The sequence below is a fragment of the Paraclostridium tenue genome (assembly GCF_039521565.1).
GTDB classification, from domain to species: Bacteria; Bacillota; Clostridia; order Peptostreptococcales; family Peptostreptococcaceae; genus Paraclostridium; species Paraclostridium tenue.
On sequence record NZ_BAAACP010000004.1, the window covers coordinates 94,976 to 119,634 of the forward strand.

The following is a 24,659-nucleotide window of genomic DNA, read 5'->3' on the forward strand; positions in this document are numbered from 1 at the left end:
TTTGAAGTTGTTTAAAACGAGAGATTTTTAACTGAGATAAAATAATATTCAGATATTGGAAGACATTATTTTATATTAATGAGAAAATAATTATTCAAGGGCTGAGTTAAGACATTTAAATAGAAAGTGATGTGATTTTATGAAAATAAATAAAAAGCAACAAATGTTAGAACTGTTAGAAACTCTAATTGAAGGGCTTACATATATAAAAAATAATATAGATTCAGATTACATGTTTATGAGTGAGATATCACTACAAGCGATAGTTTCAATTAAAAATGCATTAAATAATGTTAAAAAGTGTGATGAACAGCTAAATAGATTATCGATAGAAGTTTATAACAATATTATTGGTATTCATGAAAATCACATTGAAAATAAGATATTAGCTTGTGATGAAACTATTGCGCATTTATTTGAAATGATAAAAATAATTCAAGAAAAAGTTAATAAAAAACTTGATATTGTTTTTATGCCATATAATGCTTTTATGTGGAATAGTCTTGAGAGTGTATGGAAGGCTGCAAGTGAAGATGAAAATTGCAATTGCTATGTAGTGCCAATACCTTATTTTAGATTAATTTCAAAGGAAAATGGAGAAGTAGAGAAAATATTAACTTATGAAGGAAATTTACTACCAGATTATGTCCCTGTTATTGATTATAGAGAATTTGACTTAGAATCATTAAAACCAGATATTATATATGTACATAATCAATACGATGAATACAATACTGCTACTCAAGTGGTTAGCGAATATTTTTCTTATAATCTTAAAAAGCATACAGACATGTTAGTTTATATAACTTATGGGATATTAGGAACTTACCCTGTTTCTTTTTATATAAATTTTTATAACTTAATAGCAACGAGGAGTTTTGATAAAGTTGTTGTACAATCGCCTTCGTTTGAAGTTATTGCAGAAGCAAGCGGGCTAGAAAAAGAAAAAATTTTATCTTTAGGATCACCTAAGTTTGATGCTTTAGTAAATAGTTTAGAAAAGCAAGAAATAAGCCAATATTATAAAGATAAATTTAAAGATAAAACTGTATTTTTATGGACTACAAATCTTATGAAAGTAATAAATGGTAGACACGAAGTTTTAGATGAGATCGAAGAAGTTTTTGAACTTATAAAAAATAATCAACAATATGGTCTTATTTATAGACCACACCCTCTAGAACTTACATATGTTAAGTCTAAAGCTCCAGAGTGTTATGAAAGATATAGCCATTTATTAGAATCATCAAAAGCTACTGCAAATATAGTTATAGATAATACACCAAGTTACTATGAGGCTTTTAAGGTTTCTGATGCTTTAATAACAGACAGATCATCAGTTTTAATTGAATATATGGCTACAGGTAAACCTGTTTTAATATATGATATAGATTTAGTAAAAGAATACTACAGTGAAAATGTATTTGATATTTTTGCTAACTATATAGTTGGAGAAGATGGAATGACAGTTGAGAAATTTATCGATTTAGTTGTAACAAAAAATGATAAACAAAAACAAAGACGTTTAAAAGCTTTACATACTGTTATCGTAAATTCTGATGGAAGTTGTGGCAAAAAAGTTCATAATTTTATAAAAGAAGATATTATTGAGAATTATTTCTAATATATATTGTATACAAATTTTAATGTATTTAAAATTTGTATATAATAAAAATTAAATAATTAAAATTAAATTATGCAAAATAAAATTTAATAAAAGATATAAATGTTTAATTATAAAACTATTTATTAAAGTATTAAAAAAAATCATATCACTTTAAAGTAAATTTTAATATAATTTGATATCTTAAAATTAATTTTAAAACAATATTGAAAATTACCATTTGTTGGAAAAATTAGAATTTAAAGTAAATGCTTGAATTAAGTCGAATTATAGTATAAAATAGAAATATAAGTCGAATAATGATATTCAAAGGCAAATCTAGAGAAATCTAGTGACGCAAAACTATAGGGGCTAATGTTTATATAAACTACGCCAGCCAGCTGCCAAAGAGTTAATAAACTTTTTGTTATCATTGATAAAATGAAAATCGTGAATTATGGATAATTATATAATTTACAAATAAAATCAAAAAATATGTATAAATGTATATAAGCATTTATTGGATTTTTTAATATACCTTAAGATGATTTTATAAGTATACAAAAACATTTAAATATTTAATCTTAGATTATTAGATATATTAGAACTAGAAAATATTTATTTGATTTTGACTTATACATTAAGTAGGTATATTTTATTTTCTGATTTTAATTTTAATTTATATAATACGATTAGCAATCATTGATATATTATAAAAGTGATTAAACTACTCTTTAAGAGTAGTTTTTTTTATTCTAAAAAGGAGGTAATAATGGAAACATATAGTTTAATCAAGATGGGGTTAGATGCAACAGAACTTAGAAGTAGAGTCATTGCTAACAATATTGCAAATATTAATACTCCAAATTATAAGAGAAAGTATGTAAACTTTGAAGAAACATTGAAAGACTCTATAAATAAAAAACCAAAAATAGAAGTCAAAACAGATGAAAACACAAAGATGAGAGTAGATGGCAACAATGTTGATTTAGAGAACGAGAAAGTTAATCAAGCAGCTGCAAGCCTTGAATACAATGCACTTATAACTTTAACTAATATAAAATTAGGAATGGCTAGAAGTGTCATAACAGGGAGGTAATTAGATGAGTATTTTTGGAGGAATGCGAATTAGTCAAAGTGCTTTATCAGCAGAGCGTTTAAGGATGGATATAGTTTCATCTAATATTGCCAATATGAAGACTACTAGAACTAAAGAAGGTGGAGCTTATAGACGTAAAGTTCCTGTGTTTGAGGAAAATTACGACAAAAAGTTAGGAATGCTTGGAGTAAAAGCAGTCTCTATAGAAAAAGATAAGTCGCCACTTAGAAAACTATATGAACCCAATCATCCCGATGCAGATAAACAAGGCTATGTAGAATACCCTAATGTAGATATATTAGTGGAAATGGCAGATTTAATGACTGCTTCAAGGGCTTATGAGTCTAATATAGATACATTAAACGCACAAAAAAATATGATATCTAAAGCATTAGAAATAGGTAGATAAAAAGGAGTGGATTTATGACTGGAATAGGTGCTATAAGCGGAGTAAACAACATCTTAACAAATAATGATTTGTTAAAAGCTACAAAAAGTAAAGGTGTAGAAAAAGAAAGTAACTTTTCTAATGTAATAAAGGATGCATTAGATAAAGTTAATGACAAGCAAGTAGATGCAAATAAGAAAGTTGAGAGCCTTTTAAAAGGAGGCGATGTTTCTATGCATGATGTAATGATATCTGCTCAAGAAGCTCAGATGTCAATGCAATTAATGATTGAAGTTAGAAATAAGGTATATGAAGCTTATCAAGAGCTAAATAGAGTTCAATTATAACTTTATAGCAAGGAGAATTTTAGATGAATATAAAGGAATTACCACAAAAAGTAAAAGATTTTGTGTTGGTTAAAAAAGAACAGTTTGGTACCTTATCTAAAAAGAAAAAAATAGCAATAGTAGTTGCGATTATATCTTTAATTCTAGCAATAGTATTTGGGATAAGTTATTCAAGAGCAAACAAGTATGGAGTTTTATTTTCAGGACTAGAATCTAGTGATGCAGCAGCGGTAACTAAAGAACTTGAATCGAAAAAAGTGGATACCAAGATAGAAGGAAATAGTATATTAGTTCCTAAAAAAGATGTAGATAAATTGAGAATGGAATTGTCTTCTAATGTATCAAATGGTTCAAAAGGATTTGAAATAATGGATGAGGGTTCATCATTTGGTATGACAGATGAAGAGTTCCAAATAAAAAAACAACGTATGCTTCAAGGGGAGATTGAAAAAACTATAAAAGTTTTTCCACAAGTAGAAAGTGCTAGAGTACATATAACTGAAGGAGAAAAATCAGTTTTTGCAAATGAAACAGTACCAGGAAAAGCTGCAGTTTATTTAAATTTAAATCCAGGTGAAACTCTAAAACCAGCTCAAGTAAGATCTATTATATGTTTAGTTTCCGCAAGTACAGACAATGTACCTAAACAAAATGTAGAAGTAATAGATCAAAATATGAAACTACTATCAGAAGGCTTAATTGATGAAAATGGAAATATAAATACTTCTAACTTAAGTGATGTTGATCAGGCTATGAAGGCTGAAAAAGACTTAAGTAAAGAACTTGAAAGATCAATAACAGGTCTTTTAGAACCAATATTTGGACAAGGTAAAGTAAGAGCAACTGTAAATACGGATCTAAACTTTGATGCAAGTGAAAAAACTGAGCTTGTAATAGATCCTAATAAAGTAATTACTAATGAATCAAAATCAAGCAGTAAATCCACTGAAAAACAAAATACAGGTGGAGCCGTAGATAATAATATGAGTAACGTTAACGAAAGTGGAACGGGAAGTACTGAAAGTAACGAACAAAATATTCAGTATCAAACAGGAAAAACTGAAACTAAAACAATAAAAGCAAAGGGTGAAATAAATAAGATAACAGCATCAGTAGCTATAAATGGAAATTTAAGTGATGATGTAGTTAGAAATGTTCAAGATATGGTGGCAAATACTATAGGAATGGATCCTAAAAGAGGAGATAATGTAAAAGTAGTTTCTATGGGATTTGAAACAGAAAAACAAGATACTAGTACATTTGGAGTTATCAAAAACGCTATAAGCAAAGATAAGTCATTATCAACAATGTTAATAGTTACAGGAATAATAATCTTAATTATTTTAGGATTACTTATAGGTACGGTAGTTTATATGGTTATAAAAAATAAACGTAAACCTACAGAGTTAGAAAATGTAGAAGAAGAAGATGAAGTAGAACTAATCAACAAAAAACTAGAAGAATTGGAGCAAAATAGATTGAATAGTAACGAAGAAGTAGACGAAGTAAGCATAAGCTTAGAAGATGAGGTTAAACAGTTTGCAGCTGATAACCCAGATCAAGTTACAGATCTAGTTAATAGTTGGTTAAATGAGTAAAGGGTGATTTTATTTGCAAAAAGAAGGCGTTAAAGGTAATGCGTTTGACTTAGGGGATATACCTAAGTTTAGAAGAGTTACGGGTGCAAGAAAAGCAGCTATACTACTTATGACTTTAGGACCAGAAGTAGCTGCAAGCGTAATAAAAAATTTATCTGATAGAAAAATTCAAAAAATAGGTGTTGAAATAGCTAATATAAATACTGTTAAACCAAGAGAAAGAAGAGAAGTTTTACAAGAATTTATAGAGTTAAATAAAGGTAAAGAATTTGTTATAGAAGGTGGTATAGATTGTGCTAAATCATTACTTAATGGTGCATTAGGAAGTCAAAGGGCAACTAAGTTACTAGAAGGTATAAAGTATGATGCATACACAAAACTTTTTGTTTCGGCTAGAAAGGCTGAACCAGAACAAATACTTGCATGTATACAAGGTGAAAGTCCACAAGCAATAGCTATATTACTTTCTCATATTCAACCTGATAAAGCAGCACTTGTATTGTCTGAATTACCAGATGAATTAAAACTTGAGATTTCCTTAAAAATAGGAACTACATCTAACATAGCACCAGCTGTAATAAAATCTATAGATAAAGCTATAGAAGCAAAGCTAACTAGTCTAGGTAAGTTAGATATGGAAAGTTCTGGAGGAGTTAATAGTCTAGTAGATATATTAAGTAATGTTGATAGAAAAACAGAAAAGAGCATAATCAAATTCATTGAATCTAAAAATGAAGAATTGGCTGAAGAAATTAAATCTAACATGTTTATATTTGATGATATTGTTAGACTTGATAATATGGCTATACAAAGAATTCTTAAAGAGGTTAATGTTAAAGATCTTGCATTTGCTCTTAAAGGTGCATCTTCAGATGTTTCAGGTGCTATATTTAAAAACCAATCTCAAAGAGCATCTCAAGCTTTAAGAGAAGAAATAGAATTACTAGGAAAAGTAAAAATATCTCAGGTAGAAGAAGCTCAACAATCTATTGTAAATATTGTTAGAAGACTTGAAGATACTGGAGAAATAACATTATCTAGAGGTTCAGAAGATGAATTCATTTAAAAATACAAATATTATAAAATCAGATGGAGTAGTTTTTAAAGGTTTTAAGCCTTTAAAAACTACTCACTTAGATAATATAAATTTAAAAGAGCAAGTTGAAGAAGATGAAAAAATTAAAACTGAATTAGAACAAACTAAAGAAGAATTAGAAAAACAGATATTAAAAGCTAAAGAAAAATATGAAGAAATTTTAAAACAAACAGAATTAGATAGTTCAAAAATTGTTGAAGAAGCTCAAGAAAAAGCTTGTGAAATAAAACAAGAAGCTTATGAAGAAGGTCATTCACAAGGATTACAAAATGGATATGAGGATGGCTATAAAGAAGCTTATGAGGAACATATTGAAAAAGCAAAGTCAGAGTCAGAAAAAATTATTCAACAAGCAAGTAGTATTTTAATAGACTCTAAAAATCAAGTTGTTGAATATTTAAAGGAAAATAAAAAACAAATAATAGATTTAAGTATAACAATAGCGGAAAAAGTACTTAAAGAAAAATTCAAAGAAATAGATTCTATGAATAATATACTAGAGTCTGTTATAAGTGAATATGAAATTAGCGAAAATTTTGTTATTAAAGCAAATTCAGTTTATGTAGAAAGTATAAATGAAAAAATTAATGTTCTAAAAAATGAAAAATCTATAAAAGGTCAAGCTTTTGTACTAGCAGATAATTCTATAGAAGCAGGAAATGCAATAATTGAAACCAATAAAGGTAGATTAATTGTAGGTATTGACTGTGTAATAGAAAAAGTAAAAGAGGAGCTATTATGATAAATTTAGATTTTGAAAAATTAAAACATAAAGTTTTAGATATAAAAGGTGTAATAGCAGAAGGTAAGGTTACTAAAATAATAGGATTGACTGTAGAAGTTGAAGGTATAAAATCCTTCGTTGGAGAGTTATGTACCGTTTACAATTATGCAGATGAACCTATAAATTGTGAAGTTGTAGGTTTTAAAAATAACAATGTAATTCTTATGCCATTAGGTGAGTTAGCAGGAGTGGCACCTGGGTGTAGGGTAGTTGCCAGAGGGATTCCTCTTAGTGTTAAGTGTAGTGAGGATCTTTTAGGAAAAGTTCTTGATGGAATAGGAAATCCAATAGATGATATTGAAATTTTAGGTGGAGAAAGATATAGTCTTTCAAATGAACCTCCAGATCCTATGAAAAGACCAAGAATTAAAAATATTATGCCAACTGGAATTAGAGCTATCGATGGATTTTTAACTTGTGGAGAAGGCCAAAGAATAGGAATATTTGCAGGAAGTGGAGTAGGAAAAAGTACAACACTAGGAATGATAGCAAGAACTGCACAAGCAGATGTAAATGTTATTGCACTTATAGGAGAAAGAGGTAGAGAAGTACTTGACTTTATAGAAAGAGATTTAGGAGAAGAAGGTATGAAAAAATCTGTAGTTGTTTGTGCAACATCAGATAAATCACCTCTAATGAGATTAAAAGGTGCATTAACAGCAACTGCAATTGCGGAATATTTTAGAGATCAAGGTAAAAAGGTCATATTAATGATGGATTCTGTAACGAGATTTGCTATGGCTCAAAGAGAAGTTGGACTTGCTATAGGAGAACCACCTGCACAAAAAGGATATACACCTTCAGTATTTGCATTACTTCCAAAACTTATGGAGAGAAGTGGAATGTCAGAACAAGGATCTATAACTGCATTTTATACTGTATTAGTAGACGGGGATGATTTTAATGAACCTATTGCAGACACTGTAAGAGGTATATTAGATGGACATATAGTTTTATCTAGAGATTTAGCACATAAGAATCATTATCCAGCGATCGATATATTAAACAGTGTAAGTAGACTTATGAAAGAAATCTGTGAACAAGAACACCAAGATGCTGCATCATTAGCTAGAGACATATTAGCAACTTATAAAGAGGCTGAAGATTTAATAAATATAGGAGCATATGAAAATGGTTCTAATAAAAACATAGATATGGCTATTGAATATATAGATAGAGTTAATTCATTTTTAAAACAAGGTGTAAATGAAAAAACTGAATTTGAAAAAAGTATAAGTGAATTAAAAGGTATATTTAAATAACAAGGAGCGTTTTAAGTGACAAAATATAAGTTTAAGTTACAAAAGTTATTAGATATAAAAATAAAAGAAGAAGAAGCAAGTAAGTTAGAGTATACAAAAGCTCAGAATGATAAAAAAATATTAGAAGAAAATATTAAATCATTAGATTCTGATTATAAAAGATACTCTAAGTTTAATGAATCTGAAGATACTATTAGTCAAAAAATTAGATTTAACTACTTATATTTTATTACCCAAACAATAGAAGAATGTAACAATATGTTAGTAGAAAAAGAAAAAAAGGTATCTGAAGCAAAAGATAATTTTATTGAAAAACAGATAAATAGAAAATCTTTAGAAACTTTAAAAGAAAATAAACTTACAAAGTTAAGAAAAGAAGAAGAAAGAAAAGAGCAAATAGAAAATGATGAATTTGCTTTATATGCATACATAAGAAACAAAAAGAAGATATCATAAAGGATGGTTGTATATGGATTTTAATTTAAATATTTCTACAGAATTGAGTAAAAAGCCATCTGAAAATACTAGTGTAAATAGTTTTTTATCAAATAGTGTTAATTTTGAAGATATAATTTCTTCTTTAGATTTAGATAAAGACAACACTAGTAATGATAATAGTATGGATATTATGTCATTATTACAAAATCTTATTTCGAATATAAAACTATTTAAAGAAATAGGTAACACAGATAATGATGTAAAAAAAGAAATGGATTTTATAATTAATAAATTAAATAACAAAAATCTTCAATTAGATTTAAGTGATATAAATGAAGATAAGTTAATAGATTTAATTAAAGATGAATTTGGTAATGATTTTGATTTTAATAAAATTTTTAATATAGATAAAGATTTAAATTTAGATAAAAATTATAAAGAAGTTAAATCAGAAGTTAATTTATTAAAAGAATTTTCTAATATATTAAAATCTAATTATGAAATAGATCCAGATATTAAAGAAATGTCGAAAAAAACTGTAGAAAAAACAAAAAAATCAGTTGAAGTAGATAATTTAAGTACTTTAAATATGATTGAAAAATTAGATGATGAGATAAAAAGTTTAAAATCTTATGAAGAGTTAAATGTATCTACAAATGCAAATAAAAGCAACGTTGTAGAGATGAAACCTAAAAAAGATGACAAGGATTTAAATATTTTAGAAAACATACTAGACAAAAATGTCAGTGCTTTTTCTACAATATCTAATAAGGTTTTTATCCAAGACTCAATTGCCAATAAAAATTTGCCAGCTGTAACTATAAGAGCAAATAATATGGCAGATGATTTTATAAAGATGGTTAAGTATTTAAAAAATAATAATATAGAAGAAATAAAAGTAAATATAAATCCTAAAGAATTAGGAGATATGACTATAAAGCTTATGAAAGATAGTGAAGCAACTAAAGTATTTATAAATGTAAGTAAAGAAGATACTTTTAAAATGTTAAATAAAAATATAGGTGATATAAATAAGCACTTATTTGATTTAGGTATAAAATCTAAAGATGTAGTTGTGACTATGAAGCCAAATGCAGAAAATTTCTTTTCAGATAATTTAAATCAACAATTTGGAAAAAGAGAAGAACCTAGAAAACAAAAAAGAAACAATCATAAGCAAGTAAGTTCTATAGAAGATATAGAAGAAGTAGCTAACTCGCAAGAGAATTTTAATATATTAGCTTAGAGGTTAGAGTATGAATAATTTTATGAACGTAACTCAAAAAAATATAAAACAAAATAATATGAAAACAAACAACACTAAATCTTCAAATAAAACTGAAAATGGAACAGCTATAGTTATGGCTGGAAAAGAAACAGATAAAAACTTATTTTTAAAATTATTAGTAGCACAAATGAGTCATCAAGACCCTATGAATCCTCAAGATCCAACTCAGTATATAACTCAGTTAGCTCAGTTTAATACTTTAGAGCAGATGCAAAATTTAAACAATAGCATGGGTAATATTGAAGGATTAACAAATGGAGTTTTGACAAATTTGGCTATGGGTACGGCATCTTCAATGATAGGAAAGCATATTGAAGCTTATGACCCAGATGAAATTAATATTAATGAAATAAGAAAAACAAAAGAAAATGAAGAAGAAAATAAAAAAACTATAACTGGTGTTGTTGAAAGTATAGAAATGAAAAATGGAATTGTATACATGGATGTAAGAGTTGATAAAACAAGTGAGATAAAATCCATAGAATATGGATCTCTTATAAAAGCAAGTAAAAATAAGTAAAACATAGATATAAATTTATAAAAAAGGGAGATAAAATTTATGTTAAAGTCAATGTATTCAGGAATAAGTGGAATGAAGTCAAATCAAACTAAGATGGACGTTGTAGGTAATAACGTTGCAAATGTAGGAACAACAGGATTTAAAAAATCAACTACAAGATTTTCAGATGCTTTAAATCAAACAGTTATATATTCAAGTGTTCCTGGTGGAAATGCAGATGATCCTAATGTAATAGGAGGGGTAAACCCAGGACAAGTTGGTATAGGTGCAAAGGTAAGTGGAATCTTTAGAAACATGTCTCAAGGAGCTATACAACCAACTGGTAGACCTACTGATTTAGCAATGGACGGAGACGGGTTCTTTGTTGTAGGTGTTGGTCCAAATCAAAATGCATATACAAGAGATGGATCATTTACATTAGATAAAAATGGAAACTTAGTAACTGCTGATGGATACAAGGTTATGGGAGTTGATAAGGGAGGAAATAACAAGCCAATACTAATCCCAAAAGAAGAAAGAAATCCAGATGGAAAAATGCAAAAAGTTTTATCATTTAATATATCTAAAGAAGGTAAAATATCATATCTTTTAGCAGATGGAACTAAAGTTGAAAATGCTCAAACTTTAAAAATAGCTATATTTCATAACCCAGAAGGATTAGAGTCTTTAAGTGGAAATCTTTATGGACAAACTGCAAACTCTGGAGAGCCAATGTTTAATACTAAACATGGACTTGTAAATCAAGGTGCAATAGAGATGTCAAATATAGATCTTTCTGAAGAATTTACAGAAATGATAGTAACAACAAGAGCATTCCAAGCAGCAAGTAAAGTTATAACAACTAGTGATGAATTACTTCAAGAAATAATAAATTTAAAGAGATAATTTAGGAGGATAATATGAAAAAGAATGATATATTAACTCCCATAGGGCTTGTACTGGTTTTTGGATTCGTTGCGTTAGGAATATCGTTAGGAAGTACAGGGATAGGTGCATTTATAGATGCACCCTCTTTAGCCATAACAGTAGGTGGTTCATTTGCAGCAGTACTTATAACATTCTCTATGGATGATATAAAAACAGGATTTAAAGCGACAAAAGAAACCCTAAGATCTGGGAATGTAAATAAAGTCGATTTAGTTGATCAATTCAAAGAATTAGCTAGAAAAGTTAGAAAAGATGGACCTCTTGCAGTAGAACAAGAAGTATCACAAATAGAAGATAATTTCTTAAGAAAAGGTCTAGAACTAGCAATAGATGGAATTGATATGGAAGATATAAAAGAAATTTTAGAAATAGAAGTAGCAGAAGCAGAAAATAATTTTAGTAAAGGTGCTAAAATTTATAAAGTCTGGGGAGGATATGCACCAGCATTTGGTATGGTTGGTACACTTATAGGACTTATACAAATGCTATCGGATATGGGAACTCCAGATACTATAGCAAAAGGTATGGCAGCAGCCTTAATAACTACTTTTTATGGAGCATTAATGGCAAATGCAGTATTAAGTCCATTAGGAGCTAATATTCAAATAAAAGGTGAAAAAGAGTGTGAGCGTATGGATATGATGATTTGTGGAATCATGAGTATCCAAAATGGAGATAGCTCTAGAGTTATAGAAGAAAAGTTAGTAAACTTTTTAACACCAAAAGAGAAGAAAGCTTACTATAATAAGTTAGAGGGTGGATCAGCAAATGCCGCGTAGAGATAGAAGACGAGGAAAAAATGATGATATGGGTGAAAGTTCTTGGATGGACACCTATGCAGATACTATAACCTTACTTCTTACTTTCTTTATACTGCTATATTCAATGTCTGCTGTAGACAGTCAAAAGTTAAAACAATTATCTGAAGCATTACAAAAATCTTTAAAAGGATCTACGGCTGTGACAAAAGTAATGGATATAAATGATATAAAAGTTGACATTGATAAAGCTAAAAAAGATGCAAAAGAAGTTAAAGAAGATTTAGAGAAAAAAGTAAATAAAGTAATAGAAAACAATAATCTTAATAATGTTATAAAAGTAAGACAAGAAGACAGAGGTATAATATTACAATTAGATGAAACTATTTTATTTGATTCTGGTAGAGATGAATTAAAACCAACAAGTATACAAGCACTTGATACTATAACTACTTTAGTAAATGGAATGGATAATGATATTTTAGTAGAAGGTCATACTGATAATGTTCCTATACATAATTCAAGATTTGCATCAAACTGGGACTTATCAACAGCAAGGGCTGTAAGTGTTGTTAGTTACTTTGTTGAGAAAAAAGGTATAAAGCCAACAAGATTTGCAGTAAAAGGTTATGGAGAATTTAAACCTTTAGTAGATAATTCTACACCAGAAAATAGAGCTATAAATAGAAGAGTTGATATCTTAATTGTAGATCAAAAAGATGATCAATCACAACAAAATAAACAAACACAAGACACTAAAAATCAAAGCAAATAATCTCAATATAAAAAAGGAGCAAAAGTAACTTATTATGGATGAAATGTTACGATATTTAGTAAATTTAAGTGCATTCATTATCTTAATGTTTTTAATAATTTTAATAGCACATAAGATGAATGGATTTAGTTTGCAAAATATGGGCATATACAGATATGCAAAAGTAATAGAAAAGGTGAGCATTAGTAAAGATACTTTTTTAATAGTTTTGAAAACTGGAGATGAAGGGTGTGTATTACTAATCTCACCTAATAATGTAGAAAGAGTAAGAGACTTAAACAAAGCAGATTTAGAAGAAATTGAAAAAAATAAAAAAAGTAGTAATAAATTAAAATTTAATCCTTCTAAATTTAAAAAAGTTAAATTTAATAAAATTAAATTTAATAAGAATATGTACAACACAATGGATGTAATAAACAAACTAAAGGAGAATGAAGATGCAAACATTAAATGATATAACGCCATACTTAGGTGAATACACTCCTTTAATGAAATTATTTTTAGTTCTTACAATGCTAATGTTTTTAAGCGCTATAGTGTTTATGATGACTAGCTTTGTAAGAATTATAATAACTTTTTCGTTTATAAAATCAGCATTAGGAGCTCAACAATCAATACCTAATCAAGTATTAGTAGGATTAGCAATTTGCTTGACTATGTTTGTTATGGCCCCAACCGTAAAACAGATAAATGAACAAGCATTACAACCATATATGAATCATGAAATTAAATTTGAACAAGCTGTAGAAAAAGCTGAGAAGCCTGTAAGAAAGTTTTTATTAAAGCAAACTAGACAAGAAGATATAAAGTTATTTGTTGAAAATTCAGATATAGACAAAAAAAAGATGACTAGAGAAAATATTCCTTTATATATATTAGTTCCAGCTTTTGCTATTAGTGAGCTTAAAACAGCATTTCAAATTGGATTTTTAATATATTTACCATTTTTATTAATAGACTTAGTTGTATCAAGTGTACTTATGTCTATGGGAATGTTTATGCTTCCACCTGTTATGATTTCATTACCATTTAAATTATTGTTATTCATAATGGTAGATGGATGGAATTTATTAATAAAATCTTTACTGTTAAGTTTTCAATAATTGAGGAGAGTATTCATTATGAATGAAAGTGTAGTAATTAGTATAGTAAAAGAAACTTTATATACAGCAATGTTAGTAGGAGGACCGATACTAATACTATCTTTATTAGTAGGGTTATTAGTAAGTATATTTCAAGCAACCACTCAAATCCAAGAACAAACTTTATCTTTTATACCAAAGTTAATAGTTATAGCATTGACTTTGGTAGTTGGAGGAGCTTGGATGCTAAATGAACTTATACAGTTTACTAACAAAATTATGAATATGATAGCAGCAATAAAAGGATAATCTATAAATTGATATTTGTATTTATTAGATTGATTGCGTTTTTTTCATGTATAAATATAATATTTCCGAGTGGAACGCCAAATGCATTTAAAGTTACTTTTACTTTATTCATGTCAGTAATAATATCTTTTACTGTTAATGTACATTTAGAAGTAAGTAGCATATATGATTTTATTCATATTGCAGTAATAGAAACTATAACAGGATTGGTTTTAGGTTATATAACAAGTGTATGTATAAATAGCTTGAAAATAGCAGGTAGTTTAATAGATCAACAATTAGGATTATCTATGATAAATATTTATGATCCTAATAGTCATGAAAATAATACTTTAATAGAAAATATGGTTTATTGGATTGGAATAATGGTGTTTTTTAGTATGAATGGACATCACAAACTTATAACAGGTATAAGCCAGAGTTTTAAACTTGTAAAAGTAGGAAGTCCTATACTAACTAATAACTATGGATATATAGTTAATGTATTTATCCAATGTTTTGTTATTGGATTTAAAATTGCAGTACCAATAATATTAGCTCTTATAATAACTGATTTTATAATGGGGCTAATATCAAGAAGTGTTCCTCAGTTAAATGTAATGATTATAGGAATGCCATTAAAGATATTAGTTGGAATAATGTTCTTTGTAATTTCATTACCATTTATATTAACTGAATTACATAATTTATTAGTTCATATGACAGATATATTAAATGGAACATTTATAAGTCACCATAGCTCCTATTTATCAGCTATGGCACCACTAGGTGCAATTTTATCAACTGATGATAAGACAGAAGAACCATCTTCAAAAAAAATAAAAGATGCAAGAAAAAGCGGAAATGTAGCTAAGAGTAAAGAGGTTGTAACAACAGTAACTTTATTAGGTGTACTTATGATAATTTACTCTATGTCTGATTTTGTGATTTCAGAACTTAAAGAATCAATAGTAAAGTATTTAAATATTGGATTTTCAAATGAATTTTCATTTAACATCGTTGGAAGTTTACTTATGATGATGCTAACGGGTTTTATGAAAATAATAATTCCTATTGGTGTAATTATTATTTTATTTTCAACTATAGGAAATTTAATGCAAAGTGGATTTTTGATGACAGGAGAACCATTAAAACCTAAGCTATCGAAGTTAAATCCAATAAGTGGATTTAAAAATATGTTTTCAAAAAAGGCACTTGGAAATTTAATTAAAAGTATAATTCTTGTAACTATATTATTTAAGGTTGGATACTCTTTTATGGAGAAAAATTTCATGGGAATACTTAAAACAGGTGATATATATCTTCCTTATTTGATAAGTACAATTATTACTCTTATAAAAAGCTTAATACAAAGCATATTATTAGCATTACTAGTAATTTCAGTACTTGACTTTGCTTATCAAAAGTATATGCACAAAAAAGACTTAAAAATGACTAAGCAAGAAGTTAAAGAAGAATATAAACAAATGGAAGGTAATCCAGAAATTAAAGGAAAAATAAAACAAAAACAAAGAGAGATGTCATCAAGAAGGATGATGGAAGCTGTACCATCAGCCAGTGTAATTGTAACAAATCCCACTCATATATCCATAGCTATAAAGTATGAAAAGGGAAAAGACCAAGCACCAATTGTAGTTGCAAAAGGAGCTGATTTAGTAGCCTTTAAAATAAGAGAAATAGCTAAAGAACATGATATACCAATTATAGAAAACAAGCCTTTAGCTAGGCTTATGTATAAAGAGGTAGAAATTGAACAAGAGATACCTGAAAAGGTGTATCAAGAAGTAGCAGAGGTATTAGTGGCAGTTTATAAGATAAAAAATAGATACAAAAAAATGTAAAAGAGGTTTTAAATGGAAAAATTAAATCTTACAAAAAGAGCTGATATATTAGTTGGATTTGGGATAATTGGAATTATACTTATGATAATAATTCCGCTACCACCATTCTTACTAGATGTAATGTTAGCTATGAATATAGGATTTTCTGTGCTGATATTACTTATGACTATTTTTTCAACTAGTATATTAGAACTATCTATATTTCCTACAATACTCTTAGTTACTACTTTATTTAGACTTGGACTTAATATATCCTCAACAAGACTTATATTAGGTCAAGGATATGCAGGAAATGTAATCGAGTCTTTTGGTAGTTTTGTTGTTGGGGGAAATTATGTAGTAGGTATAATTATATTTTTGATAATAATAATAATTCAATTTGTTGTTATAACAAATGGTTCAAGTAGAGTATCTGAAGTATCTGCAAGATTTACTCTAGATGCCTTACCAGGTAAGCAAATGAGTATAGATGCAGATTTAAATGCAGGTATGATAAGTGAAAAAACAGCGAGAAAAAGAAGAAAAGAGCTTCAACAAGAAGCTGAGTTTTATGGATCTATGGATGGTGCATCTAAGTTTGTAAAAGGTGATGCCATTGCAGGAATCATAATAACTACAATAAATATACTTGCAGGTATAGTAATTGGAGTTGTAATGCTTGATATGGATTTTATGGAATCAATACAAACATATACAAGACTTACAATAGGGGATGGACTAGTAAGTCAGATACCAGCATTAATCATATCAACTTCAGCAGGTATATTAGTAACTAAAGTCAATGGTGAAGAGAACTTTAGTAATCAATTAGGAAAGCAATTAATGTCTATTCCAAGAGCAGTACTTATGGCAGGAATAGTATTAGTATTATTAGGACTTTTACCAGGACTTCCTAAGTTATCATTTTTTACCTTGGGTGCAGGAGCGATATTTATAGGATATACGCTTAATAAGGAAGAAAAGTCTGAAGAAAATGATGTATTACATGAAATAGAAGAGACACCTACTCCTGAAGAAAGTTTAGAAAATGCAGAAGATGTGTCAACACTTATAAATGTAGAACCTATAGAAGTAGAAATAGGATATGGAATAATTCCACTAGCAGATGAAAGTAATGGTGGCGATTTATTACAAAGAATAGTATCTGTTAGAAGACAGTGTGCAATAGATATGGGTATAATTGTACATCCAATAAGAATAAGAGATAATTTACAATTAGAACCAAATCAATATAGCATTAAAATAAAAGGAATACCAGTTACAACATATGAGCTTATGCCAAATATGTTACTATGCATGAATCCTATGGGAATGGATATAGATATGGAAGGTATATCCACTAAAGAACCTACTTTTGGATTAGATGCTTTATGGATAGAAAAAGATAAAGCTGAAGAAGCAGAATTATATGGATTTACAGTTGTAGATCCTACAACCATATTAGTAACGCACTTACTTGAAACTATAAAAGCTAGATCGCATGAACTTATGGGAAGACAAGAAGTTAAAGCTATTATAGATGCTACAAGAGAAAGATATAGTGCGGTTGTAGATGAATTAATACCAGATTTAATGACATTAGGAGAAGTTCAAAAGATATTCCAAAACTTATTAAAAGAAAAAGTATCTATAAAAGATAGAGTTACTATATTAGAAACTTTGGCAGATAATGCAAGAAATACTAAAGATTTAGAGCTACTTACCGAATATGTAAGAATGGCGATGAGTAGAAGTATATGCTTTGAGCTAATAGATGATAATAACTCAATTACAGTAACAACATTATCTATGGAAATTGAAAACTTAGTAGCTAATAGTTTACAAAGGTCTGTAAATGGAACATATCCTGCTATAGATCCAGATACTACTAATAAAATATTTAAAGGAATACAAAGTACTATAGAGTCTATAAACTTTAATAACAATAGACCAATATTATTAGTTTCTCCAAAAATAAGAGCACCATTTAGAAAATTAGTAGAAATGGTCTTTCCTAATTTAACTATATTGTCATTAAATGAAATACCTAGTGATGTTCAAATAAAATCTCAAGGTGTAGTTAATATATAGCGATTGGAGTTGTTATAGTTATGATTAGTAAAGAAGAACTGATAAATCAAAATATGCCTATTGTTAAAAGCATTGCGTCTAAATATTATACAAATAAGATAGGTATGGAATTTGAAGATCTAGTAAGTTATGGTGTTATGGGACTTCTAGATGCAAGTGATAAATTTGATGAAGAAAAAGGTGTCAAATTTTCTACATATGCTTCAATAAGAATAACATCTTATATAATAGATGAGATAAGAAAGCAATCACCTGTATCTAGAGGTTGCTTAAGCAAAGTAAAATCATATAAAAATTGTGTAGAACACTTACAACATAAATATCTTAGACAACCAACAATAGAAGAAATATCAGATTATATGGATATATCAAAAAATGAAGTTTATAAGATTAAAAAAAGTACTTTGAATTTAAACACAAGCTCTCTTGATAATATTGTTTTAGATAGTGAAAATGATTTAAAGCTTATCGATATCATTAAAGATGAATCTGTAAATATAGAAGATTCTATAGAAAAAGATGAATTAATAGAAACAGTAACGAAAGCATTAGATATGTTAAGTGAAAGAGATAGGTTAGTGCTATCACTATATTATTATGAAGAACTAACACTAAAAGAAATTGGTGAAGTATTAGGAGTTTCTGAATCTAGAGTATCGCAATTAAATAAAAAAGCTATCTTAAATTTAAGAGGTATGATGAAAAAATTAAATTACCTAGATTAGGAGGAAATATGCTAAGAGGATTATACACATCTGTATCATCAATGCTAAACTTACAAGAAAGACAAAGTGTTTTAACAAGTAATATAGCTAATTTAAAAACTAATGGATATAAGGAAGATAAACTTATATCTAAAAGTTTTGATGAGATGATTTTATCAAATAATGATAACTATAAAAATGGAATCGCAACTAAACAGATTTTAGGAGGCGTAAGCTTTGGAACTAAAATAGATGAGGTAAGTACTAATTTTAAACAAGGAACTTTTATCTCAACAGAAAATAATTCAGATTTTGCTTTAAATGGAAGTGGATTTTTTCAAGTAAGAGATTCTGGTGGAAATATATTTTATTCTAGAGATGGATCTTTTAAGGTTAATTCTCAAGGATATTTAGTAACAAATGGTGGACATAATGTTATGGGTATAAATAAAGCAAATCAAAATGTTGAGCCTATATATGTTGGAAGAGGTAAAATGACATTAACAACATCCAACGAATTAATTATAGATGGTGGAAATAGTTATAACTTTAATATTATGGATTTTAATAACTATAAAAGTCTTAAAAAAGTTGGAGATAATTTATATTCAGGAGCTAATCCAATAAATGCTAATAATTATTCTGTAAAACAAGGGTTTGTAGAAGGATCAAATGTAGATTATATAAGTACTATGGCAGAGTCTATGGAAACTATAAAAGAGTTTGAAGCAAACCAAAGAGTTATACAAACTATAGATTCTACACTTAGACAAATTGCTAGTGAAATAGGAAATGTAAGGTAGGTAAAGATATGTACAATATAATGCATAATAGTAAGTCGGGTATGTTATCAAGTCAATCTAATATAGACACAATATCTAATAATATAACAAATGTTCAAACTGTTGGGTATAAAAAATTAGAGGTAAGTTTTTTAGATTTATATAAAGAATCACTAGATAAAAGATCTTATCCAACAAACTCTAAAGATGCTATAACAGGTACAGGTTCTAGGATATCTCAAGTAACTAGAAATTATTCTCAAGGAGCAATAAAAGAAACTAAAATAAATACTAATCTTGCTATAGATGGAGAAGGATTTTTTAGGGTTATAAGAAGTGATGGAAGTTATGCATATACTAGAAATGGTGAATTTAATTTAGATGCTGCAGGAAAATTAGTAGATGATAATGGAAATGTATTAGATATACAAACTATTAACGGAAATTTAAAAAATCTTGATTTAAAAAATGGAAATTTGAGTATAAATAAATTTGGGGAAGTATATTTAGACAAAAATAAAGTAGGGGACATACAATTATATACATCTAAAGGTGATGCTGACTTTACATCTATAGGAGATAGTTTATTTACAGCAGACCAATCACAAGTTGAAACTGTACAAAACAAAAAGATTTTACAGGGTTATGTAGAAATGTCAAATGTAAACATGCAAAATGAAATGGTAGATTTGATACTAGCTCAAAGAGCATTTCAATATAATAGTAAGGGTATGCAGGCAGTAGATGAAATGTGGTCAATAGCAAATAATCTTCAAAGTAGATAATTAAAAAATAATAGGCAAATATTATGGGAAAAATTTTTAAGAGATTATAATTTGAAAAGTCTCAAAGATACTTTACTGAAAATATGATGTTTTTATCTGTTATAGCTGAAGGTTTTTGTAAGTACTATGTACATAAACTATGAACTAAAAATAGAGAATACAACTTGAAAAGTTAGGAAAATAGAGTAAGCTAGCTTTCAAGAATTTATGTATATAATAAGTCTTAACTTTTAACTAATTAAATACAATATAAATCCTTTATTAAAAGGACTTATATTGTATAGATAGAGTTTTAGTGTTTAAAGACTAAAAGATTATTAAATTTAGTAGAGATGCAATAAAAATTCTAAGTTTAAAATTGGACTTATAAAAAGTAAAAGAGGGCTTGTTATAGAATAGATAATTGACAATAACAAGTAATAAGAAAAAATGCAAATAATAAATTTATAAATAGAAAAGCTAGAAATCTATGTTATCAAACTTTTCAAGAGTTTTAGCTATACCTCTTAAAATTACAGAAGTTTTTAATAAAACAAAAATGATTTTAATAGATATATTTGATTTAACAAAAGGGCACTAATTATACTAGATATATTTGATGATGTAGTGAATTAGTGAAAACCATAGAAAAATCAAAGTTCATTTGCGAAGGGTGAAAATTATATATGACAAAGATACTAAAAAGTAAATATAACAGTAGTGGAGAACGATGTGTAGATTCTTGCTTAAATTATGGTGAATTAAGGTTTATAAATGAAGATGGAAGTCCTATTAATATTGAAATTCCAATAGATAAATATGACGAGGCTATAGGGGATTTTGAAGATCGAATAAAAGAAGGTATGACTCAATCAACATTAGAGCCAAAAAAAATATTAAAAAGAGGTAGATTTACATATAATCAAGCTAAAATTATAGCTAATGAAGGGAAAGTAAAAGGAATAGACTTTTTTGAAATAGATGGAAGTGTAGAAACAGAACATATCTTAGGAATGTCTGGAAGTATAGAATACGCTCTTTCTATATGGAATGGAGACTCTAAAGAAGATGCACTAAAAAAATCTATTACAAGAAGTATAAAAGTTTTTGGAGAAGAATTTATTCATAGCTTAGACTTAGATAATACAGTAGATAAAAATGAATACATTAGATTTGCAAATAATCTACATTCAACGAATAATTCACTTAATATAGATTTATACAAGTATAGAGATCATACTATAGATGAAGAATTTTACTTAGAAGATAAAGAAAGTTACGATAAAATAAATAATATTAAATTAGTATTAGGATTTTTAGGCGGAGCTTTAGCGTTTTTTATATTATGTGCAATTACTCAATATGGTAAACTAATAAATAATTCAATTATATATCTTATATTAAATATAGTTTGTATAGCATTAGGATCTTTAGGAGCTTATAAAGGATCTAGAGTTATACTTAATAAGTATATAAAAAATACAAATAAAGAAGTTATGCAAATGTTTAATGAAGAAGTAGAAAGAGTTTCTTATGAGAACTTACTTACAGAAAAAGAAATCTATATAATATTAAAAAATATAACTAAAGGAGAATTTTCACAACTACTTTTAGATATGAAGGGTAGTGTAAATAAGAAAATTTCTAGTGTTAATATAGTTAATAAGGAAAGTAAATTTGTATTAGATGCAAGACGATATGTAATATTACCTAGCGAATATGAAATAAAACAAGCACTAGATTCACTTGTAAATGGATATAAAGAAAAATTAGATAGTGAATATAACGTTGAAAATGTATAATTATTACAAAAAAATTTTGATTAAAAAGAATTTGAGCATAAAATAAAAAAGGAGCAATTTCTTAGATATTTCGATCGACTAAGAAGCTCCTTTTTTATTTCAAATAAAAATCTCATAGGCAAGAATTAAAATTTTTATTTAAGACAAGCTATCGCAATTATAAATACCCTAAAAATTAGATTTCTAAACAAATTTTACAAATTTACATAAAAATTTTATTTAGAACCTTTATTATTAAGCATTAAGAAATAAGTTTCAGCTTTTTTAGTAGTCATAAATTCTTTGGAATCTTTATATTTATCAACATTTTCAGATGATAATCCAACTACATCTATTTCATTAGATTCATATAAGTTAATTGCAGCATTTGGATCTTTAACAACTTTAAAGTTGATCGTGTTTAATTTAACATTATCTTTATCCCAATAATTATCATTTTTACTTAAAACAATAATATCATCCATCTTCCAATTAGTCATTTTAAATGGACCATTATAAATTGTATTTTCAGCTGTAGTACCAATTTTATCGCCTTGAGATTCTACAAATTTTTGATTTTGAGGGAAGAAGACACAAAATGACATAAGTTGGTCAAAGTAATTAATACGTCTATTTAATTTAACTTCTAATGTATTCTCATCTAAGGCTTTTACACCAACATTATCAGCATTATCAACTTTTCCGTTATTATAATCACTAGCACCTTCTATATCATACATAACATATCCATATTGAGAAGCTGTTTTAGGATTTAAAGTTCTCTTCCAAGAATATTCAAAGTCGTGTGCAGTAACTGGATCTCCATTAGACCATTTAGCATCTTTTCTTATTTTAAAAGTCCAAGTCTTACCATCTTCTGATTGTTCCCAGCTTTCAGCCATAGCAGGCGTAGCTACACCTTTTGCATCAACTCTTGTAAGACCTTCCATGGTATTTGTTAGCATGTAGAAAGAATCCATATCAGCTGCTTTACTGACATTAAGTGTAGGAATGTCACCACCTAAAACTAGATTTAATTCTTTATTAGGCTTATCAATATCTGCCCATTTATATGAAGCTGGAGAACCGTAAGTATATCGAACTATATCTTTAACATTAGATTTTTGAAGGAAAGAACCACCTACTTGATAAAGTGGTGATATATGAGCACTGTTTAAGAATAATTTTTCAGCTTCTCCAAACTTAGCAAAACTTTCTTCAGGAGTAGTAGCTAATTTAGCTTCATTTATTAGCTTATCATAATCAGAATTTGAATAAGATAATCTTTTAGCATACATTCCATCTGTAGTAAATAGGTCAAGGAAAGTCAATGGATCAGGATAATCTGCAGCCCATCCATCTAAGTTTATATGGTAATCACCTTTTATAGCTAATTCTAGTTTTTGTTTTAAAGGCTGTTGTTTTATCTTAAGGTCTAATCCTTCTAAATTATCCTTAAGTTCTGCTTGTATAAACTCAGCAAGTTTTCGATCAAGTTCATGTTCATAAGTCAATAATTCAAGTGTAACAGTATCAAAGTTTAACTCTTCTTTAGCTTTTTCCCAAGCTTTTTTAGCTTCTTCATCATTTGGTTTATAACCCATATCGCCAGCTATTTCTCTATAGTCCTTACCATCTTTTGTAAAGGCTAAACTTTCTGGAGTTACAAAAGAAATTGCCTTAGAGCCATTATTAAATATAATATCTGCAATTTGAGATGTATCTACAGACATAACTATAGCCTTTCTTGCATTTTCATTTGCAAGTAAAGTATAAGGGTCTATAGAATTAGAAGAATTTGTCTTTCCTTGAGATGAATCAGTGCTAGAGCATCCTACTAAAGATAAAGCTCCAACCGAAGATAAGGTAAATAACAAAGCAAGTTTTTTTCTTAAAACCATATAAAATTCCTCCTAATATATAATTAAAAAATAATAAGGATAAACTTAAAGAAATTTATTGTTATAAATAATAAGATGGGTCAATTAGTAGTTAAAATTTTGATATTAAAGATATATTATTAACAATATACTTTTTTATAAAAGTAAAAAAATTTCATTGATAAATATTGTTTATATTATTAGTATAACAATACATGAAAATGTTATCAATTAATAAAAAGAAAATTTAGAAAATAAATAAATTTTTTGAAATACAAAATGCTATTTATCACTTAATAATTTATGTAGTACTTTAATTGATATATGTTTTAGTAAATAATGTGTAATATTAGAAAATTATTAAAAAATTTTAAAATTAATAAATAATAATTAAATTATAAAAATGTGAAATCAAAATTAAAAATAAGTTCAAAAAAAATTAGAATCAAGAAGTTATTAAAATTAAATATGGCTTAATTTTAATATGTCTATAGCTAAATTTTAAAAATATGTACATATAAACTTGATAGTAAAATATATAGCCTGAACTAATTTACAAAATA

Annotated in this window: 24 protein-coding genes and 1 riboswitch; of the genes, 23 read left to right on the top strand and 1 reads right to left on the bottom strand. The window is 27.5% G+C overall.

Annotated elements, in window-relative coordinates; all coding sequences use genetic code 11:
* Nucleotides 1-139 precede the first annotated feature (139 nt).
* From ABFX13_RS04675 to ABFX13_RS04785, 23 genes are all read left to right on the top strand, one after another.
* Nucleotides 140-1,624, top strand: coding sequence for a CDP-glycerol glycerophosphotransferase family protein (locus ABFX13_RS04675; RefSeq protein WP_346043116.1), 1,485 nt, complete (start codon nucleotides 140-142; stop codon nucleotides 1,622-1,624).
* A 301-nt stretch (nucleotides 1,625-1,925) separates the two neighbouring features.
* Nucleotides 1,926-2,012, top strand: a riboswitch (cyclic di-GMP riboswitch).
* Between the two features lie 363 nt (nucleotides 2,013-2,375).
* Entirely contained in the window at nucleotides 2,376-2,702 is a 327-nt protein-coding gene (locus ABFX13_RS04680; protein WP_346043118.1) for a flagellar basal body protein, read from the top strand.
* Between the two features lie 4 nt (nucleotides 2,703-2,706).
* Nucleotides 2,707-3,111 (top strand): flagellar basal body rod protein FlgC, encoded by a 405-nt coding sequence (gene flgC / locus ABFX13_RS04685; RefSeq protein WP_346043120.1) that lies wholly within the window; start codon nucleotides 2,707-2,709, stop codon nucleotides 3,109-3,111.
* A 14-nt stretch (nucleotides 3,112-3,125) separates the two neighbouring features.
* Nucleotides 3,126-3,437, top strand: coding sequence for a flagellar hook-basal body complex protein FliE (gene fliE, locus ABFX13_RS04690; protein WP_346043122.1), 312 nt, complete (start codon nucleotides 3,126-3,128; stop codon nucleotides 3,435-3,437).
* Between the two features lie 23 nt (nucleotides 3,438-3,460).
* The gene (gene fliF / locus ABFX13_RS04695) at nucleotides 3,461-5,035 is read left to right on the top strand and encodes a flagellar basal-body MS-ring/collar protein FliF (protein ID WP_346043127.1); all 1,575 of its coding nucleotides are present in this window, start codon (nucleotides 3,461-3,463) and stop codon (nucleotides 5,033-5,035) included.
* A 13-nt stretch (nucleotides 5,036-5,048) separates the two neighbouring features.
* Nucleotides 5,049-6,101 (top strand): flagellar motor switch protein FliG, encoded by a 1,053-nt coding sequence (fliG, locus tag ABFX13_RS04700; RefSeq protein WP_346043130.1) that lies wholly within the window; start codon nucleotides 5,049-5,051, stop codon nucleotides 6,099-6,101.
* Nucleotides 6,088-6,873 (top strand): FliH/SctL family protein, encoded by a 786-nt coding sequence (locus ABFX13_RS04705; protein WP_346043132.1) that lies wholly within the window; start codon nucleotides 6,088-6,090, stop codon nucleotides 6,871-6,873. The genes fliG and ABFX13_RS04705 overlap by 14 nt, the downstream gene beginning before the upstream one ends.
* Nucleotides 6,870-8,177 (top strand): flagellar protein export ATPase FliI, encoded by a 1,308-nt coding sequence (gene fliI / locus ABFX13_RS04710; RefSeq protein WP_346043135.1) that lies wholly within the window; start codon nucleotides 6,870-6,872, stop codon nucleotides 8,175-8,177. Before ABFX13_RS04705 ends, fliI begins: the two co-directional genes overlap by 4 nt.
* A gap of 15 nt (nucleotides 8,178-8,192) precedes the next feature.
* Entirely contained in the window at nucleotides 8,193-8,633 is a 441-nt protein-coding gene (gene fliJ / locus ABFX13_RS04715; protein WP_346043145.1) for a flagellar export protein FliJ, read from the top strand.
* Nucleotides 8,634-8,646: 13 nt separating this feature from the next.
* On the top strand, nucleotides 8,647-9,861 hold the full coding sequence (locus tag ABFX13_RS04720) for a flagellar hook-length control protein FliK (protein ID WP_346043148.1): 1,215 nt from the start codon (nucleotides 8,647-8,649) through the stop codon (nucleotides 9,859-9,861).
* 10 nt (nucleotides 9,862-9,871) lie between these two features.
* Nucleotides 9,872-10,423 carry a flagellar hook assembly protein FlgD gene (locus ABFX13_RS04725; protein ID WP_346043150.1) on the top strand — a complete coding sequence of 184 codons (552 nt, stop codon included), beginning with the start codon at nucleotides 9,872-9,874 and terminating at the stop codon, nucleotides 10,421-10,423.
* Between the two features lie 39 nt (nucleotides 10,424-10,462).
* On the top strand, nucleotides 10,463-11,308 hold the full coding sequence (locus tag ABFX13_RS04730; RefSeq protein ID WP_346043154.1) for a flagellar hook-basal body complex protein: 846 nt from the start codon (nucleotides 10,463-10,465) through the stop codon (nucleotides 11,306-11,308).
* 14 nt (nucleotides 11,309-11,322) lie between these two features.
* Entirely contained in the window at nucleotides 11,323-12,129 is an 807-nt protein-coding gene (locus tag ABFX13_RS04735; RefSeq protein WP_346043156.1) for a motility protein A, read from the top strand.
* Nucleotides 12,119-12,883 carry an OmpA/MotB family protein gene (locus ABFX13_RS04740; protein WP_346043158.1) on the top strand — a complete coding sequence of 255 codons (765 nt, stop codon included), beginning with the start codon at nucleotides 12,119-12,121 and terminating at the stop codon, nucleotides 12,881-12,883. The genes ABFX13_RS04735 and ABFX13_RS04740 overlap by 11 nt, the downstream gene beginning before the upstream one ends.
* Before the next feature lie 34 nt (nucleotides 12,884-12,917).
* A complete protein-coding gene (locus ABFX13_RS04745) occupies nucleotides 12,918-13,337 on the top strand; it encodes a flagellar biosynthetic protein FliO (RefSeq protein WP_346043161.1) in 420 nt (139 codons plus the stop codon).
* Entirely contained in the window at nucleotides 13,321-13,986 is a 666-nt protein-coding gene (gene fliP, locus ABFX13_RS04750; protein ID WP_346043164.1) for a flagellar type III secretion system pore protein FliP, read from the top strand. The genes ABFX13_RS04745 and fliP overlap by 17 nt, the downstream gene beginning before the upstream one ends.
* An 18-nt stretch (nucleotides 13,987-14,004) precedes the next feature.
* Nucleotides 14,005-14,274 carry a flagellar biosynthesis protein FliQ gene (gene fliQ, locus ABFX13_RS04755; RefSeq protein WP_147545592.1) on the top strand — a complete coding sequence of 90 codons (270 nt, stop codon included), beginning with the start codon at nucleotides 14,005-14,007 and terminating at the stop codon, nucleotides 14,272-14,274.
* Between the two features lie 8 nt (nucleotides 14,275-14,282).
* A complete protein-coding gene (locus tag ABFX13_RS04760) occupies nucleotides 14,283-16,115 on the top strand; it encodes a fused FliR family export protein/FlhB family type III secretion system protein (protein WP_346043169.1) in 1,833 nt (610 codons plus the stop codon).
* Nucleotides 16,116-16,127: 12 nt separating this feature from the next.
* Nucleotides 16,128-18,185: a flagellar biosynthesis protein FlhA gene (gene flhA / locus ABFX13_RS04765; RefSeq protein ID WP_346043171.1), complete on the top strand. Its 2,058-nt coding sequence runs from the start codon at nucleotides 16,128-16,130 to the stop codon at nucleotides 18,183-18,185.
* A gap of 20 nt (nucleotides 18,186-18,205) precedes the next feature.
* Nucleotides 18,206-18,910 carry a sigma-70 family RNA polymerase sigma factor gene (locus ABFX13_RS04770; RefSeq protein ID WP_346043173.1) on the top strand — a complete coding sequence of 235 codons (705 nt, stop codon included), beginning with the start codon at nucleotides 18,206-18,208 and terminating at the stop codon, nucleotides 18,908-18,910.
* 8 nt (nucleotides 18,911-18,918) lie between these two features.
* Entirely contained in the window at nucleotides 18,919-19,692 is a 774-nt protein-coding gene (locus tag ABFX13_RS04775; protein WP_346043176.1) for a flagellar hook-basal body complex protein, read from the top strand.
* Nucleotides 19,693-19,700: 8 nt separating this feature from the next.
* Nucleotides 19,701-20,456 carry a flagellar hook-basal body complex protein gene (locus ABFX13_RS04780; protein WP_346043178.1) on the top strand — a complete coding sequence of 252 codons (756 nt, stop codon included), beginning with the start codon at nucleotides 19,701-19,703 and terminating at the stop codon, nucleotides 20,454-20,456.
* Between the two features lie 665 nt (nucleotides 20,457-21,121).
* Nucleotides 21,122-22,237: a hypothetical protein gene (locus ABFX13_RS04785; RefSeq protein ID WP_346043180.1), complete on the top strand. Its 1,116-nt coding sequence runs from the start codon at nucleotides 21,122-21,124 to the stop codon at nucleotides 22,235-22,237.
* Nucleotides 22,238-22,452: 215 nt separating this feature from the next.
* On the opposite strand, the gene ABFX13_RS04790 is transcribed toward ABFX13_RS04785, so the two are convergent.
* Nucleotides 22,453-24,117: an ABC transporter substrate-binding protein gene (locus tag ABFX13_RS04790; protein WP_346043183.1), complete on the bottom strand. Its 1,665-nt coding sequence runs from the start codon at nucleotides 24,115-24,117 to the stop codon at nucleotides 22,453-22,455.
* Nucleotides 24,118-24,659 lie beyond the last annotated feature (542 nt).

Bases quoted from the DNA above. Each gene is read 5' to 3' on its own strand.
- ABFX13_RS04675 (WP_346043116.1), top strand. From the start codon at position 140: ATGAAAATAAATAAAAAGCAACAAATGTTAGAACTGTTAGAAACTCTA.
- ABFX13_RS04680 (WP_346043118.1), top strand. From the start codon at position 2,376: ATGGAAACATATAGTTTAATCAAGATGGGGTTAGATGCAACAGAACTT.
- flgC (WP_346043120.1), top strand. From the start codon at position 2,707: ATGAGTATTTTTGGAGGAATGCGAATTAGTCAAAGTGCTTTATCAGCA.
- fliE (WP_346043122.1), top strand. From the start codon at position 3,126: ATGACTGGAATAGGTGCTATAAGCGGAGTAAACAACATCTTAACAAAT.
- fliF (WP_346043127.1), top strand. From the start codon at position 3,461: ATGAATATAAAGGAATTACCACAAAAAGTAAAAGATTTTGTGTTGGTT.
- ABFX13_RS04705 (WP_346043132.1), top strand. From the start codon at position 6,088: ATGAATTCATTTAAAAATACAAATATTATAAAATCAGATGGAGTAGTT.
- fliI (WP_346043135.1), top strand. From the start codon at position 6,870: ATGATAAATTTAGATTTTGAAAAATTAAAACATAAAGTTTTAGATATA.
- ABFX13_RS04720 (WP_346043148.1), top strand. From the start codon at position 8,647: ATGGATTTTAATTTAAATATTTCTACAGAATTGAGTAAAAAGCCATCT.
- ABFX13_RS04725 (WP_346043150.1), top strand. From the start codon at position 9,872: ATGAATAATTTTATGAACGTAACTCAAAAAAATATAAAACAAAATAAT.
- ABFX13_RS04730 (WP_346043154.1), top strand. From the start codon at position 10,463: ATGTTAAAGTCAATGTATTCAGGAATAAGTGGAATGAAGTCAAATCAA.
- ABFX13_RS04735 (WP_346043156.1), top strand. From the start codon at position 11,323: ATGAAAAAGAATGATATATTAACTCCCATAGGGCTTGTACTGGTTTTT.
- ABFX13_RS04740 (WP_346043158.1), top strand. From the start codon at position 12,119: ATGCCGCGTAGAGATAGAAGACGAGGAAAAAATGATGATATGGGTGAA.
- ABFX13_RS04745 (WP_346043161.1), top strand. From the start codon at position 12,918: ATGGATGAAATGTTACGATATTTAGTAAATTTAAGTGCATTCATTATC.
- fliP (WP_346043164.1), top strand. From the start codon at position 13,321: ATGCAAACATTAAATGATATAACGCCATACTTAGGTGAATACACTCCT.
- fliQ (WP_147545592.1), top strand. From the start codon at position 14,005: ATGAATGAAAGTGTAGTAATTAGTATAGTAAAAGAAACTTTATATACA.
- flhA (WP_346043171.1), top strand. From the start codon at position 16,128: ATGGAAAAATTAAATCTTACAAAAAGAGCTGATATATTAGTTGGATTT.
- ABFX13_RS04770 (WP_346043173.1), top strand. From the start codon at position 18,206: ATGATTAGTAAAGAAGAACTGATAAATCAAAATATGCCTATTGTTAAA.
- ABFX13_RS04775 (WP_346043176.1), top strand. From the start codon at position 18,919: ATGCTAAGAGGATTATACACATCTGTATCATCAATGCTAAACTTACAA.
- ABFX13_RS04780 (WP_346043178.1), top strand. From the start codon at position 19,701: ATGTACAATATAATGCATAATAGTAAGTCGGGTATGTTATCAAGTCAA.
- ABFX13_RS04785 (WP_346043180.1), top strand. From the start codon at position 21,122: ATGACAAAGATACTAAAAAGTAAATATAACAGTAGTGGAGAACGATGT.
- ABFX13_RS04790 (WP_346043183.1), bottom strand. From the start codon at position 24,117: ATGGTTTTAAGAAAAAAACTTGCTTTGTTATTTACCTTATCTTCGGTT.